The organism is Streptomyces ardesiacus, from assembly GCF_003112575.1.
Taxonomy (GTDB): Bacteria; Actinomycetota; Actinomycetes; order Streptomycetales; family Streptomycetaceae; genus Streptomyces; species Streptomyces ardesiacus.
Map to the genome: position 1 here is coordinate 386,001 of NZ_BEWC01000001.1, position 20,946 is coordinate 406,946.

The 20,946-nt window shown below is 71.8% G+C and carries 13 protein-coding genes and 1 tRNA gene; 8 read left to right on the forward strand and 6 right to left on the reverse strand.

Going from position 1 to position 20,946, the window contains the following annotated elements; translation table 11 throughout:
• The first annotated feature begins 18 nt into the window (after positions 1-18).
• Positions 19-1,224, forward strand: a complete 1,206-nt coding sequence (locus tag Sdi02f_RS01590) for a sugar phosphate isomerase/epimerase family protein (protein WP_108932550.1) — start codon at positions 19-21, stop codon at positions 1,222-1,224.
• Between the two features lie 96 nt (positions 1,225-1,320).
• On the opposite strand, the gene Sdi02f_RS01595 is transcribed toward Sdi02f_RS01590, so the two are convergent.
• From Sdi02f_RS01595 to Sdi02f_RS01610, 4 genes are all read right to left on the reverse strand, one after another.
• Positions 1,321-2,700 (reverse strand): OFA family MFS transporter, encoded by a 1,380-nt coding sequence (locus Sdi02f_RS01595; RefSeq protein WP_167458102.1) that lies wholly within the window; start codon positions 2,698-2,700, stop codon positions 1,321-1,323.
• A gap of 123 nt (positions 2,701-2,823) precedes the next feature.
• A complete protein-coding gene (locus tag Sdi02f_RS01600) occupies positions 2,824-4,968 on the reverse strand; it encodes an acetate--CoA ligase family protein (protein ID WP_055469345.1) in 2,145 nt (714 codons plus the stop codon).
• 4 nt (positions 4,969-4,972) lie between these two features.
• The gene (frc, locus tag Sdi02f_RS01605) at positions 4,973-6,205 is read right to left on the reverse strand and encodes a formyl-CoA transferase (protein ID WP_031083040.1); all 1,233 of its coding nucleotides are present in this window, start codon (positions 6,203-6,205) and stop codon (positions 4,973-4,975) included.
• 11 nt (positions 6,206-6,216) lie between these two features.
• The gene (locus tag Sdi02f_RS01610) at positions 6,217-7,899 is read right to left on the reverse strand and encodes a thiamine pyrophosphate-binding protein (protein WP_053639733.1); all 1,683 of its coding nucleotides are present in this window, start codon (positions 7,897-7,899) and stop codon (positions 6,217-6,219) included.
• Positions 7,900-8,042: 143 nt separating this feature from the next.
• Between Sdi02f_RS01610 and sucC the strand changes: the two genes are divergently transcribed.
• The 5 genes from sucC to fusA all read left to right on the forward strand — a co-directional run bounded on the left by sucC (position 8,043) and on the right by fusA (position 14,543).
• Entirely contained in the window at positions 8,043-9,185 is a 1,143-nt protein-coding gene (gene sucC / locus Sdi02f_RS01615; protein WP_108932552.1) for an ADP-forming succinate--CoA ligase subunit beta, read from the forward strand.
• Positions 9,186-9,199: 14 nt separating this feature from the next.
• Positions 9,200-10,117, forward strand: a complete 918-nt coding sequence (gene sucD / locus Sdi02f_RS01620; protein WP_031083033.1) for a succinate--CoA ligase subunit alpha — start codon at positions 9,200-9,202, stop codon at positions 10,115-10,117.
• Entirely contained in the window at positions 10,114-11,679 is a 1,566-nt protein-coding gene (locus Sdi02f_RS01625) for an aldehyde dehydrogenase family protein (protein ID WP_053639735.1), read from the forward strand. Before sucD ends, Sdi02f_RS01625 begins: the two co-directional genes overlap by 4 nt.
• A 164-nt stretch (positions 11,680-11,843) precedes the next feature.
• Positions 11,844-11,931: transfer RNA gene (locus Sdi02f_RS01630), tRNA-Leu, on the forward strand.
• Positions 11,932-12,470: 539 nt separating this feature from the next.
• Complete coding sequence (gene fusA / locus Sdi02f_RS01635; protein ID WP_108932553.1) at positions 12,471-14,543, forward strand: elongation factor G; 2,073 nt, start codon at positions 12,471-12,473, stop codon at positions 14,541-14,543.
• Positions 14,544-14,591: 48 nt separating this feature from the next.
• Here the strand turns inward: fusA and Sdi02f_RS01640 are convergent, their stop codons facing one another.
• Together Sdi02f_RS01640 and Sdi02f_RS01650 are read right to left on the reverse strand one after the other, a co-directional pair.
• Positions 14,592-16,409 (reverse strand): pectate lyase-like domain-containing protein, encoded by a 1,818-nt coding sequence (locus Sdi02f_RS01640; protein ID WP_055469229.1) that lies wholly within the window; start codon positions 16,407-16,409, stop codon positions 14,592-14,594.
• Between the two features lie 595 nt (positions 16,410-17,004).
• Positions 17,005-18,330 carry an ROK family transcriptional regulator gene (locus Sdi02f_RS01650; RefSeq protein ID WP_055469230.1) on the reverse strand — a complete coding sequence of 442 codons (1,326 nt, stop codon included), beginning with the start codon at positions 18,328-18,330 and terminating at the stop codon, positions 17,005-17,007.
• Positions 18,331-18,508: 178 nt separating this feature from the next.
• On the opposite strand from Sdi02f_RS01650, the gene Sdi02f_RS01655 reads away from it, so the two are divergent.
• Entirely contained in the window at positions 18,509-19,825 is a 1,317-nt protein-coding gene (locus tag Sdi02f_RS01655; RefSeq protein WP_108932554.1) for an ABC transporter substrate-binding protein, read from the forward strand.
• A gap of 61 nt (positions 19,826-19,886) precedes the next feature.
• The gene (locus Sdi02f_RS01660; RefSeq protein WP_030401032.1) at positions 19,887-20,942 is read left to right on the forward strand and encodes a carbohydrate ABC transporter permease; all 1,056 of its coding nucleotides are present in this window, start codon (positions 19,887-19,889) and stop codon (positions 20,940-20,942) included.
• Positions 20,943-20,946 lie beyond the last annotated feature (4 nt).

Sequence of the window (20,946 nt, forward strand, 5' to 3'; positions counted from 1 at the left end):
CCCAAAAGGCAGGCACCCGTGACCCCGTTCACCGACCCCTCCCGCTCCGACGCCGGCACCGACCCGTCCGCCGACGGCCCGGGCGAGAGCCTGCGCCGCTCCCTCGGCGTGAACCGGCGCCGCTTCCTCAGCACCTGCACCGCCGTGGCGGCCGGCGCCGTCGCGGCCCCCGTCTTCGGAGCCTCCCCGGCCCTCGCCCACGGCCGGGACAGAGACCACGACCACGGTCAGGGCCAGGGCCAGGGCCAGATCCTCGTCCCGGCGGACAAGCGCGGCATCATCCTCTACACCGTCCGTGACGCCACCGCCCGCGACCCCCTCGCCTCCGACCTGCCCTCCGGCTTCCGCGAGGTCTTCAAGCAGCTGTCCCGGCACGGCTACCGCCAGGTCGAGTTCGCCGGATACAACCAGCACGCCAACGCGCCGGGCGGCGCGAGCCTGGAGTCCGTCAAGGGCGCCCGGCTGCTGCGCTCCTGGCTCGACGACTACGGTCTGCGCGCCCAGGGCAACCACGGCTTCATCCCGTCCTCCTGGCCGCTGACCGCGGCGGACAAGGACACCTTCAAGAAGCACCTGGAGATCGCCAACATCCTCGGCATGGACCACATGGGCACCGGCGGCGACCCCACCGGCAGCTCCTACCGCGCCGACTGGGACGTGGCCGCCGACAAGTGGAACGCCCTCGGCGCCATCGCCCACCGCGAGGGCATCAAGCTCTACACCCACAACCACGACAGCGCCTACGGCTTCCTGCTCGACGGCGGGCCGCTGGACGACCAGGGCAGGCCGACCCGCAGTTCGGGCATCCGGAAGCTGGAGTACTTCCTCAAGGTCACCGACCCGAAGGTCGTCTGGCTGGAAATGGACATCTTCTGGGCGCACGTCGCCCAGTACAAGTTCCACGAGTACACCGCCCACGACGGCTCCACCAGGAAGAACGTCTTCGACCCGGCCGGCCTCGTGGTCCGTTACAACCGGCGTTACCCGCTGTTCCACGCCAAGGACGGTGTCGTGAGCACCACCAACGGCATGGGCTACGACATGGTGCCCTTCGGGACGGGCGTCATCGACTACACGACGTTCTTCTCCCGGGTCGGCCTGCGGAACTACCACAACCCGATGGTCGAGGACGACAACTCCCCGAGCGCCACCGATCCCTCCCAGTCGCTGCGGGAGGCAAAGATCAGCTACGACGGCCTGGCGGCCCTGCGCAAGCGGCGCTGACCCCCGGCACCACGACACGGACCGGGCGGCCCCTCCCCGTACGCGGGAGGGGCCGCCCGGTCCGTGCGAGGGAGGCGTGTCGGGCCGTTCCTCGCCTCATCCCTCGCCGAGCGGCTGCGGGTTGGGCGTGACGTGCTTGTTCCTCGGGCGCCCCGGCGGCCGCAGCGACAGTGCCACGATCCCGGCGAAGATCGAGATGGACCCCGCGAGGGTGTAGGCGCCGTTGTAGCCCCAGACACCGACGACCACGGACCCCATGCCCGCGCCGAGGCCGGAGACGAGCTTGGAGCTGTAGACCATCCCGTAGTTGGCGGCGTTGTTGTTCTCACCGAAGTAGTCCGCTGTCAGCGCCGCGAACATCGGGAAGATGGCCCCGCCGCCGAAGCCGGAGATCGCGGAGAACAGCAGGAACAGGGGCAGGTTCTTGATCTCGGCCGCCAGGATGATGCCGAACTGGGCGAGGCCCAGGATCGCGCACACGTAGAGCAGGCACTGCTTGCGGCCGTACAGGTCGGAGAGCCAGCCGATGACACCGCGGCCGGTGCCGTTGACGATCGCCTTCAGCGACATCGCGGTGGCCACCACACCGGCCGCGAAGCCCGCCTCCTCGCCGATGTCGACCTGGAAGGCGATCCCGAAGATGTTCACACCGGAGGTGCAGGCGAGGCAGAACCACATCAGCGCCACCCGGCCGGTCTTCCAGGCCTCCAGCGGGGAGTACTGCTTGACGGCCGGGGGGTTCTTGTCCAGGGAACGCCGGGCCCGCGGGTCCTCCGGCGGGTTCAGCGGGTCGATCGCGGCCGGCCACCAGTTCTTCGGCGGGTCCCGGAAGTAGAAGCCGGCGATCGCCACCGTCGCCGCGAGGAAGACGCCCGCCGAGACCAGCACCCAGCGGAAGTTGGAGCCGTCCATGTAGCCGTGGAAGATGAAGACGAACGGCACCGAACCGTAGGCGAAACCGCCGTTGACGAAGCCGGTCTTGCCGCCCCTGCGCTCCGGATACCACTTGCCGACCATGTTGACGCAGGTCGCGTACACCATGCCGGCGCCCATGCCGCTGAACACGCCGAATCCGATGAAGGCGAGGGCGACGTGCGGCGCGAACGCCAGCGAGAGGTAGCCGAGCAGCGTGCCGCCCGACCCCAGCATCATCGCCCACCGCGCGGGAAGCCTGCCGCTCTCACGCAGCCGCCCGGCCGGAAACGCCACCGCCGCCTGGCAGAACACCCAGGCGGTCATCATCCAGTAGATGCTGCCGCTGGACCAGTGGTGGGCCTCGTGCAGCGTGTCCTCGGCGGACGCGAACGCGTACTCGGCGGAGGAGATGCCCATCATGCCGATCCAGGGCAGGATCACCATCCACTTGCGCTTGCGCCCCATGATGTCGATGTCGGACTCGCCCACGCGGTAGACGCGCCCGTTCCTGTCGGTCACCTCCCGGTAGCCGGCGACCCGTGTGACATCGGTGGTTGTCATGTCGATTGCACCCCTAGCGTCGAAAGTTCTGGCCAGCGCCCCCTGTCCAATGCCTTTCGTGCGCGCGCGGGTCCCCGGGGCCGGCCGACGCGCACCCGTCGCCCGGCCCCTCGCCGTCTCACGTCATGAACCGCCCCCCAACAACCCCGCGGCCCGCGCCCACCGGTACTTGGCCCCGAGGACGGCCACCGGCTTCTCGGTCGTGTACGGGTACGCCACGACCCCGCGCTCGAAGAGGTACTGGCACGCCTCCTCGACCTCCACGTCACCCGCGAGGGAGGCCACCACCGGCTTCTCGACGCCCCGTTCGCGGAACTCGGCCACCACGCGCGCGGTGAGTTCGGCGAACACCATGGGAGGCGTCACGATGGTGTGCCAGTAGCCGAGGACCAGCGCGTGGATGCGCGGGTCCTCCAGACCGAGCCGGATCGTCGCCTCGTACGTCGTCGGCGGCTCGCCCCCCGTGATGTCCACCGGGTTGCCCGCCGCGCCGAACGGCGGGATGAAGGCGCGGAAACCCCGGTCCAGGTCCGGCGGTATCTCCATCAGCGACAGCCCGTTGTCCGTCACCGCGTCGGAGAGCAGCACCCCGCTGCCGCCCGCCCCGGTGATGATCACCACGTTGTCGCCCTTCGGGGTGGGCAGCACCGGCAACGCGCGCGCGTACTCCAGCATCTCGTTCAGTCCCGGCGCCCGGATGACCCCGGCCTGCCGCAGGATGTCGTCGTACACGGCGTCGTCCCCGGCGAGCGCGCCGGTGTGCGACCCGGCCGCCTTGGCGCCCGCCGCCGTACGGCCCGCCTTGAGCACCACGACCGGCTTCTTCGGCACGGTGGCCCGCGCGGCCTCGACGAAGGAGCGGCCGTCCTTGAGGTCCTCCAGGTGCATCGCGATGCACTCGGTGTGCGGGTCCTCGCCGAACCAGGTCAGCAGGTCGTCCTCGTCCAGGTCCGACTTGTTGCCGAGGCCCACGATCGCCGACACACCGGTCTTCGTCGTCCGCGCGAACCCCAGGATGGCCATGCCGATGCCGCCCGACTGCGAGGTCAGCGCGACGCCGCCCTTGACGTCGTACGGCGTGCAGAACGTGGCGCACAGGTCCTGCCAGGTCGAGTAGTAGCCGTAGATGTTCGGGCCCAGCAGCCGGATGCCGTGCCGTTCGGCGACCGCCACGATCTCGTCCTGGAGCGCCTGCTCACCGGTCTCGGCGAAGCCGGAGGGGATGAGGACGGCGTTGGGGATCCGCTTGCGCCCCACCTCCTCCAGGGCCGCCGCCACGAACCGCGCGGGGATCGCGAAGACCGCCACATCCACCTCACCGGGAACGTCGGTGACACTCTTGTACGCCTTGCGGCCCAAGATGTCATCGGCCTTGGGGTTCACCGGGTGGATCTCGCCCGCGAAACCGCCGTCGACGAGGTTGCGCATCACCGAGTTGCCGATCTTCCCGGGCTCGCCCGACGCGCCGATCACCGCGACCGAGGAGGGCTGCATCAGGCGGCGCATCGAGGTGAGGATCTCCTCGCGCGTGTACCGGCGCCGTTCCTTCGGCGCGCCGGCCGCCAGGATCACCCGGATGTCGGCCGCGACCGCGCCCTCGGGCGTGGCGATCACCGGGTTGAGGTCCACCTCGGCGATCTCCGGGAAGTCGGCGACCAGTTCGGAGACCCGGCGGATCTGCTCCGCCACCGCCCACCGGTCCACCCCGGCCTGCCCGCGCACCCCGCGCAGCACCTCCGCCGCCCGGATCGAGTCCAGCATCGACAGCGCCTCGTCGGCGTCCACGGGGGCCAGCCGGAAGGTGACGTCCTTGAGGACCTCGACGAGCACGCCGCCGAGCCCGAACGCCACCACCTTCCCGAACGTCGGATCGGTGACCGCCCCGACGATGACCTCCTGCCCCTTTGGCAGCAGCTCCTGGACCTGGACACCCTCGATCCGGGCGGAGGCGTCGTACGCGCGCGCGTTGGCGACGATCCGGCAGAACGCCGCCCGTACGTCCGCCGCGCCCTCCACCCCGACGACCACACCGCCGGCGTCGGTCTTGTGCAGGATGTCCGGCGAGACGATCTTCATCACCACCGGTCCGCCGAACCGCGCCGCGCACGCCACCGCTTCGTCCACGTCCCGCGCCAGCTCCTCGCCGGGTACGGCGATGCCGTAGGCGTCGGCGAGCACCTTGCCCTCGGGCGCGGTGAGCGCCGTGCGCCCCTCGGCCCGTACGGCGTCCAGGAGCGCGCGCACCCGCGCGCGCCGGTCCTCGGCCATCACGTCAGATCACCCCGTTCGACTTGAGCAGCCGCAGTTCCTCGTCGCCGAGGCCCAGCTCGCCGACGTAGACCTCCTCGTTGTGCTCGCCCAGCAGCGGCGAACTGGTCACCCGCACGGGTGAGTCCGAGAGCTTCAGCGGGCTGCCGACGGTCACGAACTCCCCGCGTTCGGGGTGGGGGACGGTGACGACCATCTCGTTGGCGGCCAGCGAGGCGTCCTCGATGATCTCCTTCGTGGACAGGATCGGCCCGCACGGGATGTTGTGGGCGTTGAGCCGCTCCAGCACCTCCCACTTGGGCAGGGTGGACGACCACTCCTCGATCAGCTGGAACATCTTGTTCAGCTTCGGCAGCCTGGCCTGCGGGGTCGCCCACTCGGGGTCGTCCGCCAGCTCGGGCCGGCCGATCAGCCCGCTCAGCGGCCGCCAGCCGACCGGCTGGACGATCACGTACACGTAGTCGTTGGGGCCGCCCGGCGCGCACTTGACCGCCCACCCCGGCTGCCCGCCACCGGACGCGTTGCCGGACCGGGGAACCTCGTCGCCGAAGTCCTCGTTGGGATATTCGGCGAGTGGACCACGGGTCAGGCGCTGCTGGTCGCGCAGCTTCACCCGGCAGAGGTTGAGCACCGCGTGCTGCATGGCCACGTTCACCCGCTGACCGCGTCCGGTGTGCTCCCGCTGGAAGAGGGCGGCGAGGATGCCCGCCACGGCGTGGACACCCGTGCCCGAGTCCCCGATCTGGGCCCCCGTCGCCAGCGGCGGCCCGTCCTCGAAACCGGTGGTGGACATCGATCCGCCCATGGCCTGCGCGACGACCTCGTACGCCTTGAACGCGGTGTACGGGCCCTCGCCGAACCCCTTGATGGAGGCGTAGACGATCCGTGGATTGATCTCCTTGATGCGGTCCCAGGTGAACCCCATCCGGTCCACCGCGCCCGGCCCGAAGTTCTCGACCATGACGTCCGAGCGCCGGATCAGCTCGGTGAGGATCTCCTTGCCGCGCTCGGTCTTGGTGTTGAGGGTGATGCTCCGCTTGTTGCAGTTGAGCATCGTGAAGTAGAGGGAGTCGACGTCCGGCAGATCGCGGAGCTGCCCCCGCGTGATGTCGCCGCTCGGCGCCTCCAGCTTCACGACGTCCGCACCGAGCCAGGCGAGCAGCTGGGTCGCCGAGGGCCCGGACTGCACGTGCGTCATGTCCAGGACGCGGATGCCCTCAAGAGCCTTCGCTGTCATGGGCGTTCACCTCACTTGTACATCGTCTGGTTCATGGTTCCGGGGGCGTACGCGTCTGGGTCCACCCAGACGTTGATCAGGGACGGCTTGCCGGACTCACGGGCCCGCCGCAGTGCGGGGCCGATGTCGGCGGGGTCGCGGACCTCCTCGCCGTGGCCGCCCAGCATCCGGGCGAACCGGTCGTAGGGCACGTCGCCGAGCGTGTTGCCGACCCGCTCGCGCTCCTTGCCGTACTTGACGGCCTGGCCGTAGCGGATCTGGTTCATCGAGGAGTTGTTGCCGACGATGCCGACGAAGGGGAGGTCGTAGCGGACCAGGGTCTCGAAGTCCCAGCCGGTGAGGGAGAAGGCGCCGTCGCCGAAGAGGGCGACGACCTCCTTGTCGGGCCGGGCCTGCTTGGCGGCCAGCACGAAGGGGACGCCGACACCGAGCGTGCCCAGCGGTCCCGGGTCCATCCAGTGGCCCGGTGACTTGGGCTGCACGACCTGCCCGGAGAAGGTGACGATGTCGCCGCCGTCCCCGATGTAGACCGAGTCCTCGGTGAGGAAGTCGTTGATCTCGCTGACCAGCCGGTACGGGTGGATGGGGGAGGCGTCCGACCTGAGCTGCGGCAGCCGCTTGTCCAGCGCCGTCCGCTCGGCCGCGCGCAGCTCGTCCAGCCACTCCTTGCGCTTCGCCGCGCCCCCGTTGATCCGCCCGGACGCCGCCTCGGTCACCGACTTCAGGACCAGTCCCGCGTCGCCGACGATGCCGAGGTCGATGTCGCGGTTCTTGCCGACGGTGCGGTAGTCGAGGTCGATCTGGACGACGGTCGCGTCCGGGGAGAGCCGCTTGCCGTAGCCCATGCGGAAGTCGAAGGGCGTGCCCACGATCACGATCACGTCGGCGTGGGAGAAGGCGTAGCGGCGCGAGAGCTGGAAGTGGTGCGGGTCGCCGGGCGGCAGCGTGCCCCGGCCGGCGCCGTTCATGTAGGCCGGGACGTTGAGCGTGCGGACCAGCTCGACGGCGGCCCCGGTCGCGCGGGTCGTCCACACCTGGCTGCCGAGCAGGATGGCGGGCTTCTCGGCGTGCACCAGCAGGTCGGCGAGCCTCTCGACGGCCTCGGGGTCCCCGGCCGACCGGGTGGAGGCACGGTAGGCCCCGGCCCTGGGCACCCGCGCCTTCTCCGCCGGCACCTTGGCGTCCAGCACGTCGCGCGGGATCTCCAGGAAGGACGGCCCCGGAGCGCCGTGGTAGCACTCGCGGAACGCCATCGACACCATGTCCGCGGCGCGCGCGGTGTCCGGCACGGTCGCCGCGAACTTGGTGATCGGCGTCATCATGTCGACGTGCGGCAGGTCCTGGAGCGAGCCCATCTTGTGCTGGGTGTGGGCGCCCTGGCCGCCGATCAGCAGCATGGGCGACTCGGCGCGGAAGGCGTTGGCGACCCCGGTGACGGCGTCGGTGGTGCCGGGGCCCGCGGTGACCACCGCGCAGCCGGGCTTACCGGTGATTCGGGCGTATCCGTCGGCGGCGTGCGCGGCGACCTGCTCGTGGCGTACGTCGACGACCTCGATGCCCTCGTCGACGCAGCCGTCGTAGATGTCGATGATGTGGCCGCCGCACAGCGTGTAGATGCGGTCGACCCCCTCGGCCTTGAGTGCCTTGGCAACGAGGTGGCCGCCGGAGATGACGTCCTGGGTGTCGTCGGGCATGGCGAAGTCCTGTCCCTTCACGAGGGGTTGGGGCGCTCTCGCGGTACATTGCATACAGTCGACGAATACTGTATGAAGCTTGTTATCCCGCATCCGGTGGGTGGTGTCCAGGGGGCGTGCGGCACTTTCAGTCAGGAGCCGAGATGGACCTGTACGAACACCAGGCAAGGGAACTCTTCGCAGAACACGGCATCGTCGTACCGAGGGCCGAGGTCACCGACTCGCCCCAACGGGCCCGGGAGATCGCCCGCGCGCTCGGCGGACGCGCCGTCGTCAAGGCGCAGGTGAAGACCGGCGGGCGCGGCAAGGCGGGCGGAGTACGCCTCGCCGCCGACCCGGCCGAGGCCGAGGAGGCGGCCCGGCACATCCTCGGCATGGACATCAAGGGACACACGGTCGGCGCCGTCATGCTCGCCGAACCCTGCGCCGTCGAGCGGGAGTTCTACGTCTCCTACGTCCTCGACCGCGCCTGCGGCGGCTTCGTCGCCATCGCCTCCGCGGAAGGGGGCATGGACATCGAGGAGGTCGCCGCCACGCGGCCCGAGGCCGTGGCGCGCATCCCCGTCGACCCCGCCGCGGGCGTGCACACGGCCACCGCGGTGCGCATCGCCGACGCCGCCGGACTGCCCCCGCAGACCGTCGACACCCTGGTGCGGCTGTGGAAGGTCCTGGTCCGCGAGGATGCCCTCCTGGTCGAGGTCAACCCGCTGGTCAGGACGGCCGAGGGCCGGATCGTGGCCCTCGACGGCAAGGTCACCCTGGACGACAACGCCCGCTTCCGCCAGTCCCGTCGGGGCGAGGAGAAGCCGGTGTCCGGCGACGCCCCGGAGGAACGGGCCGCCGCCAAGGGCCTCAACTACGTCAAGCTCGACGGCGAGGTCGGCGTCATCGGCAACGGCGCCGGACTGGTCATGTCGACCCTCGACGTCGTCGCCGGGTGCGGCGCCCGCCCCGCCAACTTCCTCGACATCGGCGGCGGCGCCTCCGCCCGCGTCATGGCCGACGGGCTGTCCGTCGTCCTCTCCGACCCCGACGTGAAGTCCGTCCTCGTCAACGTCTTCGGCGGCATCACCGCGTGCGACGCCGTCGCCGACGGCATCGTCCGCGCCCTCGACGAGGTGCGGCCGACCAAGCCGCTCGTCGTCCGTCTCGACGGCAACAGCGCCGACCGGGGCCGGGCCCTGCTCGACGCACGCGCGCACCCCCTGGTCGAACAGGCCACCACCATGGACGGAGCCGCCCGCCGGGCCGCGCGGCTCGCCACCGCGGCAGCCACCGCCGGATAAGGAGACAGGACGACATGGCGATCTACCTCACCAAGGAGAGCAAGGTCCTCGTCCAGGGCATGACCGGCGCCGAGGGCATGAAGCACACCCGCCGCATGCTGGCCGCCGGCACCGACGTCGTCGGCGGTGTCAACCCCCGCAAGGCCGGCCGCACCGTCGACTTCGACGACCGTGCCGTACCGGTCTTCGGCTCGGTCCGCGAGGGCGTCGAGCACACCGGCGCCGACGTCAGCGTGGTCTTCGTGCCGCCCGCCTTCGCCCGGGCCGCGGTCGTCGAGGCCGCCGACGCGGGCATCGGCCTCGCCGTCGTCATCACCGAGGGCATCCCGGTCCACGACGCCGTCGCCTTCACCGCCCACGCCAGGACCACGGGCACCCGCGTCATCGGCCCCAACTGCCCCGGCCTGATCACGCCCGGCCAGTCCAACGCGGGCATCATCCCGCCCGACATCGCCAAACCCGGCCGCATCGGCCTGGTCTCCAAGTCGGGCACGCTCACCTACCAGCTCATGCACGAACTGCGCGACATCGGCTTCTCGACCTGCGTCGGCATCGGCGGCGACCCGGTCGTCGGCACCAGTCACGTCGACTGCCTCGCCGCCTTCCAGGAGGATCCCGACACCGAACTGATCGTCCTCATCGGCGAGATCGGCGGCGACGCGGAGGAACGCGCGGCCGCCTACATCCGCGAGCACGTCACCAAGCCGGTCGTCGGCTACATCGCCGGATTCACCGCGCCCGAGGGCAAGACCATGGGCCACGCGGGCGCGATCGTGTCCGGCTCGTCCGGCACGGCACGGGCGAAGCAGGAGGCACTGGAGGCGGCCGGCGTACGGGTCGGCAGCACACCGACCGAGACCGCACGGCACGCGCTCGACGCACTCGGCAGCCCGGCGCCCGACGGCGCGGCCCGCGACGGAGCCCGCGCGTGACGGCGGCCGGCGCCACCACCGGCGCCGCGGCCCTCACCCTCAAGTCCGGCACCTCCTGGACCGAGGCCTGGCGCCGCTGCCGCGCCGTCGCGCCCGAGGCGTTCCGCGACGACCGCGTCCTCAACCTCTGGGACGCCGGCTGGCGGGCGGACGGCCGCGTCCTGCCCGCCGCCAGCCCGGTCGACGGCACCCCGATCGCAGGACCGCCCCGGCTCGACGCCGCGACGGCCCACCACGCCGTACGCGCCTCGCTCGACCAGCACCGGGCCTGGCGCCACGTCCCCCTGCCCGAACGCCGCGCCCGCGTCGCGGCCACCCTCGACGCCCTCGCCCAGCACCGCGACCTGCTCGCGCTGCTGCTCGTCTGGGAGATCGGCAAGCCCTGGCGGTCGGCGCGGGCCGACGTCGACCGGGCCCTCGACGGTGTGCGCTGGTACGTCGACGGCATCGACGGCATGCTCGACGGGCGCGCCCCGCTGGACGGCCCGGTGTCCAACATCGCGAGCTGGAACTACCCGATGAGCGTGCTCGTTCACGCCATGCTGGTCCAGGCACTGGCGGGCAACGCGGTCATCGCCAAGACCCCGACCGACGGCGGCGTCGCCTGCCTGACCCTGGCCTGCGCGCTCGCCGCCCGCGAGGGACTTCCCGTCACCCTCGTCAGCGGCAGCGGCGGCGAGCTGTCCCAGGCGCTGGTGCGGGCGCCCGAGATCGGCTGCGTCTCCTTCGTCGGCGGCCGGGACACGGGCGCCGCCGTCGCCACCGCCCTCGCCGACCTCGGCAAACGGCACATCCTCGAACAGGAGGGACTCAACACCTGGGGCATCTGGAACTTCACGGACTGGGCCGCGCTCGCCCAGGTGATCCCCAAGCTCTTCGACTACGGCAAGCAGCGCTGCACCGCCTATCCGCGCTTCGTCGTCCAGCGGGAGTCGTTCGACGCGTTCCTGGCGGCGTACCTCCCGGCGGTCCGCACCCTGCGCGTCGGCCACCCCCTCGCCGTCACGGCGCCGGACGACCCGTATCCGCTGCTCGACTTCGGGCCGGTGATCCACGCGGCCAAGGCCAAGGAGCTCCAGGACCAGGTCGCCGAGGCCGTCGACCGCGGCGCCGTCCCGCTGCACCGCGGCAGCGCCGCCGACGCCCGGTTCCTGCCCGGCCAGGACACCTCTGCCTACGTCCAGCCGGTCACGCTGCTCAACCCGCCCCGGTCCTCGCCGCTGCACCACGCGGAACCCTTCGGGCCGGTCGACACCATCGTCCTGGTCGACACCGAGGCCGAGCTGCTCGCCGCGATGAACGCCTCCAACGGCGCCCTGGTGGCCACCCTGTCCACGGACGACCCGGCGACGTACGCGAGGCTGGCGCCGCAGATCCGGGCGTTCAAGGTCGGCCACGGCGTGCCCCGCTCCCGCGGCGACCGCGCGGAGCTGTTCGGCGGGCACGGCGCCTCCTGGCGCGGCGCCTTCGTGGGCGGCGAGCTGCTGGTGCGCGCGGTGACGCGCGGCCCGGCGGGGGAGCGGCTCCCCGGGAACTTCCCGGACCACCACCTCATGCCGTGACGAGACGGGCCGGGCGCGCGGTCCACCGCCTCCGCCCGGCCCGTGCCAGGCACGCCGCCCAGAGGTGCGTGGGGGGAAGGAAACGCAGGTGAAAGGCACCGCGAAACCTTGGTATGGTTGTCCATGTCGCCGCGGGGAACACCCCGCACAGCGACAGACACCTGGTCCGGGTGGCGGAATGGCAGACGCGCTAGCTTGAGGTGCTAGTGCCCTTTATCGGGCGTGGGGGTTCAAGTCCCCCCTCGGACACCAACAAGACCCCTGTTGACCAGGGGTCTTTTGCTTTGACGGGCACGTGTTCCGGCAGATACCGCGTGCCCGACTGCCGACTGCCGACTGCCGACTGCCGACTGCCGACTGCCGACTGCCGGCGGCCGAGGGCTCCGCCCGCCACGCTGCGTGACCGGGTGGATACGCCTGCCACGGTCCGGGTGGCGAGCGGGTCGGGACGAGGCCGGCGTGATCCGTCACGCGCGAAAAACCCGGTGCGCCGTCGGCCCGGCCCTCCCTACACTCGCCACGGCACCGAGACCAGACCGAGCGAGGGGAGCAGGGCCGTGCGCATCCGCACCGCACCCGTCGTCCCCCCGTCCCGGTACGAGGTGATCCTGGTGTCTTCGGCCGTCCGGTGTCCGCTGCGCGGCCGGCACCGGATGCCCGCGACCGGCATCTGACGCACCGCCACTCCCGCCCGTGTTCGTCGGGCCGTGGCCCCGTTCACGCACCCGTCCCGGGAATCGCGCCGCCCCGTTCACAGGTCGTTCTGACCCCGCAGTGAAAGGCCGCAGGCCGTGCGCACCCACGTCGACTCCCGTACCAACCCGCTCACCGGCGTCCGCAACCTGGGCATCCTCGCCCACGTCGACGCAGGCAAGACCACCGTCACCGAGCGGATCCTCTACACGACCGGCACCACGCACAAGCGCGGCGAGGTCCACGACGGCACCACCGTCACCGACTTCGACGCACAGGAGCGCGATCGCGGCATCACCATCTTCGCCGCGGCCGTCACCTGCTCGTGGGACGGCCACCGGATCAACCTGATCGACACCCCGGGCCACGTCGACTTCGCCGACGAGGTCGAGCGCTCGCTGCGCGTGCTGGACGGCGCGGTCGCCGTGTTCGACGCGGTCGCGGGCGTGGAGCCGCAGAGCGAGTCCGTGTGGCGGCAGGCCGACCGGCACGGCGTGCCCCGGATCGCGTTCGTCAACAAGATGGACCGGGCGGGCGCCGACCTTGACACCGCCGTCGCCTCCGTCCGCGAACGGCTGCACCCCGTACCCCTGGTCGTGCAGCTGCCCATCGGTGCGGAGGACGGCTTCACCGGCGTCGTCGACCTGCTGCGCATGCGCGCCCTCGTGTGGGCCGACGGCACGGACGCGGCCGAGGAGGGGCCGGTGCCCGACGCCCTGCGCGAGGAGGCGGCACGCAGGCGCCGTCTGCTGGAGGAGGCGGTGGCGGAGCGGCACCCGGCCGCGCTGGAGGAGTTCTGCGACCGGGAGACGCTCACCGCGGCCACCCTCGCCGCGGCCCTGCGCGACCTGACGCGCACCGGCGACGGCGTGGTCGTGCTGTGCGGCTCGGCCTACCGCAACCGCGGCGTCGAACCGCTGCTCGACGCCGTGGTGACGTACCTGCCCTCACCGCTGGACGTACCCCCGGTGCACGGCACCCACGACGGCACCCGGCAGGAACGGCCCGCCGACCCGGCGGCACCGATGGCGGCACTGGCGTTCAAGGTGAACGCGACCCCGACGGGACGGCTGACGTACCTGAGGGTCTACTCGGGCACGATCGAGAAGGGGGACACCGTGTGGGACGCGGGCACGCGCCGCACCGAGCGCGTCGGCCGCATCCTGCGGGTAAGGGCCGACCGGCACGACCCGCTGGAGCGCGCGGTCGCCGGGGACATCGTCGCCGTGGTCGGACTGAAGTCGGCCCGTGCCGGGTCGACCCTGTGCGCGCCGGGCGCCCCCCTGCTCCTGGAGCCCCCGGGCGTGGCCGAACCGGTGGTGCACGTGGCCGTGGAGACCCGGCGTGCCACCGACACCGACCGGCTGGCCTCGGCGCTCGCCCGGCTGACCGAAGAGGACCCCTCGCTGGCCGTGCGGACCGACCCGGAGACCGGGCAGACCGTGCTGTCGGGCATGGGCGAACTGCACCTGGAGGTCGCGACGGAACGCGTCCGGCGCGAGCACGGGCTGGAGGTCACCGTCGGCCGCCCGGGTGTGGCCTACCGGGAGACGGTCGGCACGGGAGTGACCGGCTTCGTCCACCGGCACGTCAAGCAGGACGGCGGCGCCGGACAGTTCGCGCACGTCGTGCTCGACGTGGAGCCGTGGCAGGAGGACGCGGACGGTGCGGGCGGCGGTTTCGTGTTCCGTTCCACGGTCGTCGGCGGACGCGTGCCGCAGGAGTACGTCCGTGCCGTCGAGGCGGGCTGCCGGGACGCCCTCGCCGAGGGCCCGCTCGGCGGGCACCCGGTGACCGGTCTGAGGGTCACGCTCACCGACGGCCAGACCCATGTGAAGGACTCCTCGGACACGGCCTTCCGCACCGCCGGCCGGTTCGGTCTCCGGGACGCCCTGCGCGCCTCGGAGATGGTCCTGCTCGAACCGGTCGTGGAGGTCACGGTGACGGTGCCCGAGGACGCGGTCGGCGGCGTGCTCGGTGACCTCGCGGCGCGCCGCGGCCGGGTCACCGGCTCCGCCGCCCGGGGCGGCACGGCGCAGGTCACCGCCACCGTGCCGCTGGCCGAGCTGTTCGGCTACGCGACCCGGCTGCGCAGCCGCACCCAGGGCCGGGGCACGTTCACCGCCCGGCCCACCGGCTACGCGCCGGCGCCGGCGGTGACCGCGCGATAGGAGCGCCCGGGCTGCCCCCGACCCGTCGGACGGGGGCAACCCCCGCACTCAGGGGTACTGCGCCACCTTCGACGGCACGGTGTCCGTCCCAGAGGTGGGCGACCCCGTGTCGTTGATGACGCACTCGTACTGCCCGTTGCCGCCGAGCGAGACCACGAGCAGGCCGTGGAAGCGCACTCCGGAACGGTTCGGGGCGGCGAAACCGTGGTGCTGCACGATGGACGGGTCCACGTTGTAGTAGCAGTAGCTGCCCAGGCCCCAGCCCTCGTGCTCGGTGACGTCGTCGGCGACCTTGTAGGCGGCGTAGCCCTTGACCGAGCCGTTCTGGATCGCGGCCTGCCCGGGGGCGTCGTACGCCTTCTCGTTCTGGAAGAAGACCGTGCGGCCACGCTCGCCGTTCCACTGCACGTCGTACTTGTTGAAGTGCTCGACGAACAAGCCGGTGATCAGCACGTCGTCGCCGTTCACGACCACGCCGTAGTCGGCGCGGTTGGTCTCCCAGCCGACGCCTTCTCCGTGGTCGGCGCGCCACACCCAGGTGTGGTCGACGATGGTGTGCCGGCTGTTGACGACGAGGCTGGTGGTCGCCCTGCCGGGGCCCGCGCCGCCGATCCGGACGAACACGTCCTGCACGGTGGTCGGGTTGGCCGAGTGGTCCGCGGACGCGCCCTCGGGGCCGACCTCCACCAGGGTCGCGGAGTTGACGGGACCGGCGTCCACGAGGAACCCGGCCAGTCGTACGCCGTCCACGTCGGCGACCCTCAGCGCGGTGACGCCGTTGTCGGGGACGAGCGTGGCGTAGCCGAGGCCGAGGACGACCGTGCCCGCGCGCCTGACGTCGACGGTCTGGTCGACGTGGTAGACGCCCGGCGTCAGCAGCAGGTGCAGCCCTTCCTCCAGCGCCTGGTTGAGGACGGCGGCCGAGTCTCCGGGCTTGGCGACGTAGAAACCGGACAGGGGGAGCGAGGTGCCGCGCGGGGTGCCGTTGCCCCAGGAGACGCCTCGGGCGTCGGTGCGCTTCTCCGGGAGGAAGACCCGGTACTCGTCGCCCTCCAGGTACAGGAACGGCTTCTCGCGGGAGACGGGTGTGCTCTCCAGCGTGGTGTACGGCGGTTCGGGGAAGCTCTGCGCGGGCGCGCCCTCGACGCCGGAGAACACCATGTTCCACACGGCGTTGAGCCAGCCGCCGACCGAGCTGTCGCGGGTGTACCACTGCTGCTGCGAGTACGGGCCGACCTGCCCGTCGATCCGGCTGTCGGCGATGTAACCGCCGCTGGCCCAGCCGTAGCCGTCGGGGGCGAGGTTGAGACCGCCGCGCACGTGCATGCGCCGGAAGGGCGCCGCCTGCGAGACGGCCCAGCGGTTGGTGCCGCTGACCGGGACCAGGGCGAGGTTCTCCGCCGAACGCCAGAAGTTCTGCGTGGCGTTGCCGTCGAACCATCCGGCGTCGACCGTGACGTCGCCGTTGATGGTGGTGTCGTCCGGCAAGAGCCCGAGGCCCGCGACCGAGGTGTAGAAGCCGAGCTGGGCGTTGAGCCCGTGGTAGGTGCCGGGCTTGAACAGCAGCGCGTAGCGGCCGGTGCCGAACTGGGCCGACTCCTGCTGCTTGAAGATCTCGTCCAGCCGGCCCTGGATGTTCGGCGTGGACGGGTCGAAGACGATGACGTTGGGCCCGAGGTCACCGCCGCCGGGCAGCGCGCGGCGCCCGGCGGCGGCACCGTCGGACGCCGGGGCGGGCGCGGCGGAGGCGGAGCCCGCGCCGGCCAGGGAGGCCAGGACGGGCGCCGCCGCGGCCGCTCCGAGGAGGCTGCGGCGGCGCGGTCCGGGGTGGTCGGGCAGGGGGGAGTGCGGGGAGGAAGGGGGCATCTGGGGCGGCTCTCCTTGTTCGGGAAATGAACACAGTGGAGGTGGGGGGAGCGCTCTCTGGGGGTGCACTCTTCATCCATCCGCGCGGACACGTCAAGAGTGGCGACGGTTTCCGGTGCGCCGTGTTCAACAAGTAGGAGCAGTGGGGGCGTTGTACGGGGCCGACCTGCCGGCCCCGCCGACCACGGTCCGGCAGCCGGTCGAGGAGAGGGCGGCCGCGATGGCACGCCTGCCCGACGACCACATCAAGGGCGCGCGCACCGAACCCACCTCGGTGATCTCCGGCCCGGAACCGGCGGCGCGGGAGCCGGCGCAGCAGCCCCGTGGCCCGCGTCAGAGGGGCGCGCCTCGATGCGGGCCGGGTGGGCCCGGGCGGGTCCGGGTGGGGGAGCGGTCCGGGGCGGTGGCCGGCACAACGGCCCTGAGCTGCTCCCTACCCTGTCGTGCTCCCCGGCAGCTCTCCGGCACCGACGGCGTCCGATCCGCCCCGGGAGGTGACCGGCGAGGGGGCCAGGACTACGAGCCGGCGGTGCCGCGCCGGGTTCTCCCGCCGGAGGCGGGGAACGCCGTCGGGGCGGGGGTGCCGGGCTCGCGGTCACCCTCCGCCCCGTTGCTCCGCGAGTCGTCCTCCGAGCGCTGCCTGCCAGGCGGGTACCGGTGTGGGTGAGTCGACCGGTGCCCGGTGGCCGCCGCGGGCGAAGAACGCCGCCAGGGGCAGGATCGCCGCGCCCACGGTCACCGCGTCGGGGCCGAGACGGCCCAGCGCGATGCCCACCCGTGCGGCGGGATGCCGCAGGGCGTGGGCCAGCGTGTGGGTCCGCACGGAGTCCAGGAAGGCCGGGCCGAGCTGGAGCCCGGCCCAGCCGCCCACCAGGATCCGCTCGGGCTGGAAGAGGTTGACGAGGTCGGCGAGCCCCGCGCCCAGGTACTCGGCGGTCTCCGCCAGGACCTCCGCCGCCACCGGGTCGGCCTCGCCCCCGTCGCCGGGCCGGGCGGCGGACACCAGGGCGGTGAGCGCGGCCTCCTCGTCGGTGCCGGGCGGCGGCTGACCGCCCGCCTCACGCCACCGCGCGAGCATCGCCTCCGCACCGGCGTACGCCTCCAGACACCCCCGTGCCCCGCACCGGCACCGGCGCCCCCGCACCTGAACGGTCAGATGACCCCACTCCACCGCACGCCCCTGCTCCACCTCGTCGGTGACGACGCACGCGCCGACCCCGGAGCCGAAGAGCACGACCACCGCGTTGCGGGCGCCGCGTCCGCCGCCGAACCACATCTCGGCCTGTCCCAGCGTCCTGGCGCCGTTCTCGATGAACAGCGGTACGTGCGCGGGCAGTTGGGACGAGCCGCGCAGCAGGGCCTCCAGGGGGACCGCGTCCCAGCCGACGGTCTGGCCGTGCACCAGGGTGCCCGCGGCGGTGTGCTCGACGATGCCGGGGACACCGATGCCGACGCCCAGCAGCTCACCGGGGCCCCGTGCGTCCGGTGCGGCGCCGTCCGCGCCGAGCACCTCCGTGATGCCGTCGAGGATGTGCCCGGCGACGACGCCGACGTCGTAGGAGCGCGAGCCGTGGCCGGGCAACGCGCGTTCCGTGCGCGCCAGTTCGGACATGGCAAGGTCGAACAGCTCGACGCGTACCCGGGTCTCTCCGACGTCGACGCCCACGAGGCGTCCCCGGCCGGCCGCGACGCGCAGCAGGGTGCGCGGCCGGCCGCCGTCCGCGCCGAGGCTGCCCGCCTCCTCCACCAGGCCGTCGGCCAGCAGTTCGGCGACCACGTTGCTGACGGATCCCGAACTCAGGCCCGCCGCCGAGCCCAGCGCGAGCCGGCTCATCGGCCCGTCGAAATACAACCGTTGCAGAACGGCGCTGCGGTTCTCCCGTCGCAGGTCACGTACCGTGCGCCCGCCGTGCCTGGCCATCGGGCCCCTTCCTCTCCCGTTCCCGCGCTCCTTTCCGAACGTGCGCGAGACCTTGACGAGTCTATCTCTCGGGATTTAACTCACGTCATAAATTAAGCCCTGAGGGGTCTCGTGAGGGAACGACCGAGGCCGCCGTCGGGACACGTCCCGACCGACTCCCGGAAGGAACCCAGGAGCCATGCGCAGCATCCGAGCCGCGGCCGTAGGCGCCGTCGTCCTGTCTCTCGCACTCGCCGCCACGGCCTGCGGAGGAGGCTCCTCCTCGGGCGGCGGCTCCAACGACTCGCCGAAGGAACTCACGTACTGGGCCTCCAACCAGGGCGCCGGCGTGGAGGTCGACAAGAAGGTCCTCCAGCCCGAACTCGACAAGTTCGAGAAGGAGACCGGCATCAAGGTCAAGCTGGAGGTGGTGCCCTGGTCCGACCTGCTGAACCGGATCCTCACCGCCACCACCTCGGGCCAGGGCCCCGACGTGCTGAACATCGGCAACACCTGGAGCGCCTCCCTGCAGGCCACCGGCGCACTGCTGCCCTGGGACGCGCAGAACTTCGAGAAGATCGGCGGCAAGGACCGCTTCGTCGCCTCCGCCCTGGGCTCGACCGGCGCCCAGGGCCAGGACCCGGCCGCGGTCCCGCTGTACTCGATGGCCTACGCGCTCTACTACAACAAGCGGATGTTCGCCGACGCCGGCGTCACCGAGCCCCCGGCCACCTGGGACGAGCTGGTGGAAGTGGGCAAGAGGATCTCCAAGGACGGCAAGTGGGGCCTGGGCGCCGAGGGTTCCAACCCGTCCAACAACATCCACCAGGTCTTCGTCCTCGCCAAGCAGCACGGCGCCGACTTCTTCACCGCCGACGGCAAGCCCGACTTCACCTCCGACGGCGCCGTCGCGGCCGTCAAGCAGTACGTCGACCTGATGGCCCGGGACAAGGTCGTCGCGCCCGGCAACGCCGAGTACGCGCAGAACCAGTCCCTGAGCGACTTCGCCAAGGGCAGGACCGCCATGGTGCTGTGGCAGACCGCCTCGGCCACCTTCGCGTCCATGGGCATGAAGGACGACGAGTGGGGCGTCGCGCCCGCCCCCGTCCCGTCCGGCACCCCGGGCGCCGGCAGGGCGACCAACTCCATGGTCGCCGGCATCAACATGGCCGTCTTCAAGAACACCGACAACCTCGACGGCGCCACCGAGTTCGTGAAGTTCATGACCAGTGACGCCGAGCAGAGGATCCTCAACAAGGCCTACGGCTCCATCCCGCCGGTCAAGGGCGCCCAGTCCGACCCGGCGTTCCACACCCGGGGCACCTCCGTCCTGCGCGAGACCCTCGCCACCAGTGCCGCGGCCCTGCCCCAGGTGCCCGACGAGTCGCAGTTCGAGACCGCGGTCGGCACGGCCGTCAAGGAACTGTTCGCCGACGCCGCGAACGGACGCGAGGTGACCACCGGGTCCGTCGCGGAGAAGCTCGCCAAGGCGCAGCAGCAGATGCCCCACAAGTGAGCGCCCCGGCCTTGGGCCCCGCACCGGCCCCACCGACTCCGACACGGACACGGACCTCGCCATGACCACCACGACCGCCTCGGCGCAGCCCGGCGAGCGGACGGACGGCAGGAGCTCCCCCGGGACGGCGCGCGGACCCCGCCGCCGCCCCGGACGGATCCGCCGCATCGGCCTGCCCTACCTGCTGCTCCTGCCCGCCCTGCTCCTCGAACTCCTCGTCCACCTGGTGCCGATGGTTCTCGGCATCGCGATGAGCTTCAAGGAACTCACCCAGTTCTCCCTCCGCGACTGGACCGCCGCCCCGTGGAACGGCCTCGACAACTTCACCCTGTCGGTGGACTTCGACGCCCCCGTCGGCGAGGCGCTGCTCCACTCCTTCCTGATCACCTGTGCCTTCACGGTCCTCTCCGTCGGACTGTGCTGGCTGATCGGCACCGCCGCCGCGATCTGCATGCAGGACGCCTTCCGCGGCCGGGGCCTGCTCCGCGCGCTCTTCCTGGTGCCGTACGCCCTGCCGGTCTACGCGGCCGTCATCACCTGGGCGTTCATGTTCCAGCACGACAACGGCCTGGTGAACCACGTCCTGCACGACCAGCTCGGCCTCACCGACAAGCCCTCCTTCTGGCTCATCGGCGACAACAGCTTCGTCGCGCTGCTCGTCGTCTCGGTGTGGAAGGGCTGGCCGTTCGCCTTCCTCATCGTCATGGCCGGCCTGCAGAACATCCCCAAGGAGCTGTACGAGGCCGCCGCCCTGGACGGTGCCGGCGTCCGGCAGCAGATCCGCCGCATCACCCTGCCGTCGCTGCGTCCCGTCAACCAGGTCCTCGTCCTGGTGCTGTTCCTGTGGACGTTCAACGACTTCAACACGCCCTTCGTCCTGTTCGGCAAGGCGGCCCCCGAGGCCGCCGACCTGATCTCCGTCCACATCTACCAGTCGTCGTTCGTCACCTGGAACTTCGGCACCGGCTCCGCGATGTCGGTCCTGCTGCTGCTCTTCCTGCTGCTGGTGACGGGTGCGTACCTGTTCCTGACCTCCCGGGCCACCAGGGCCTCCCGGGCCACCGGCGCCCCCCGGACGCGACGGAATACTTCGGAAAGGAAGACGGCCGATGGCTAGGTCC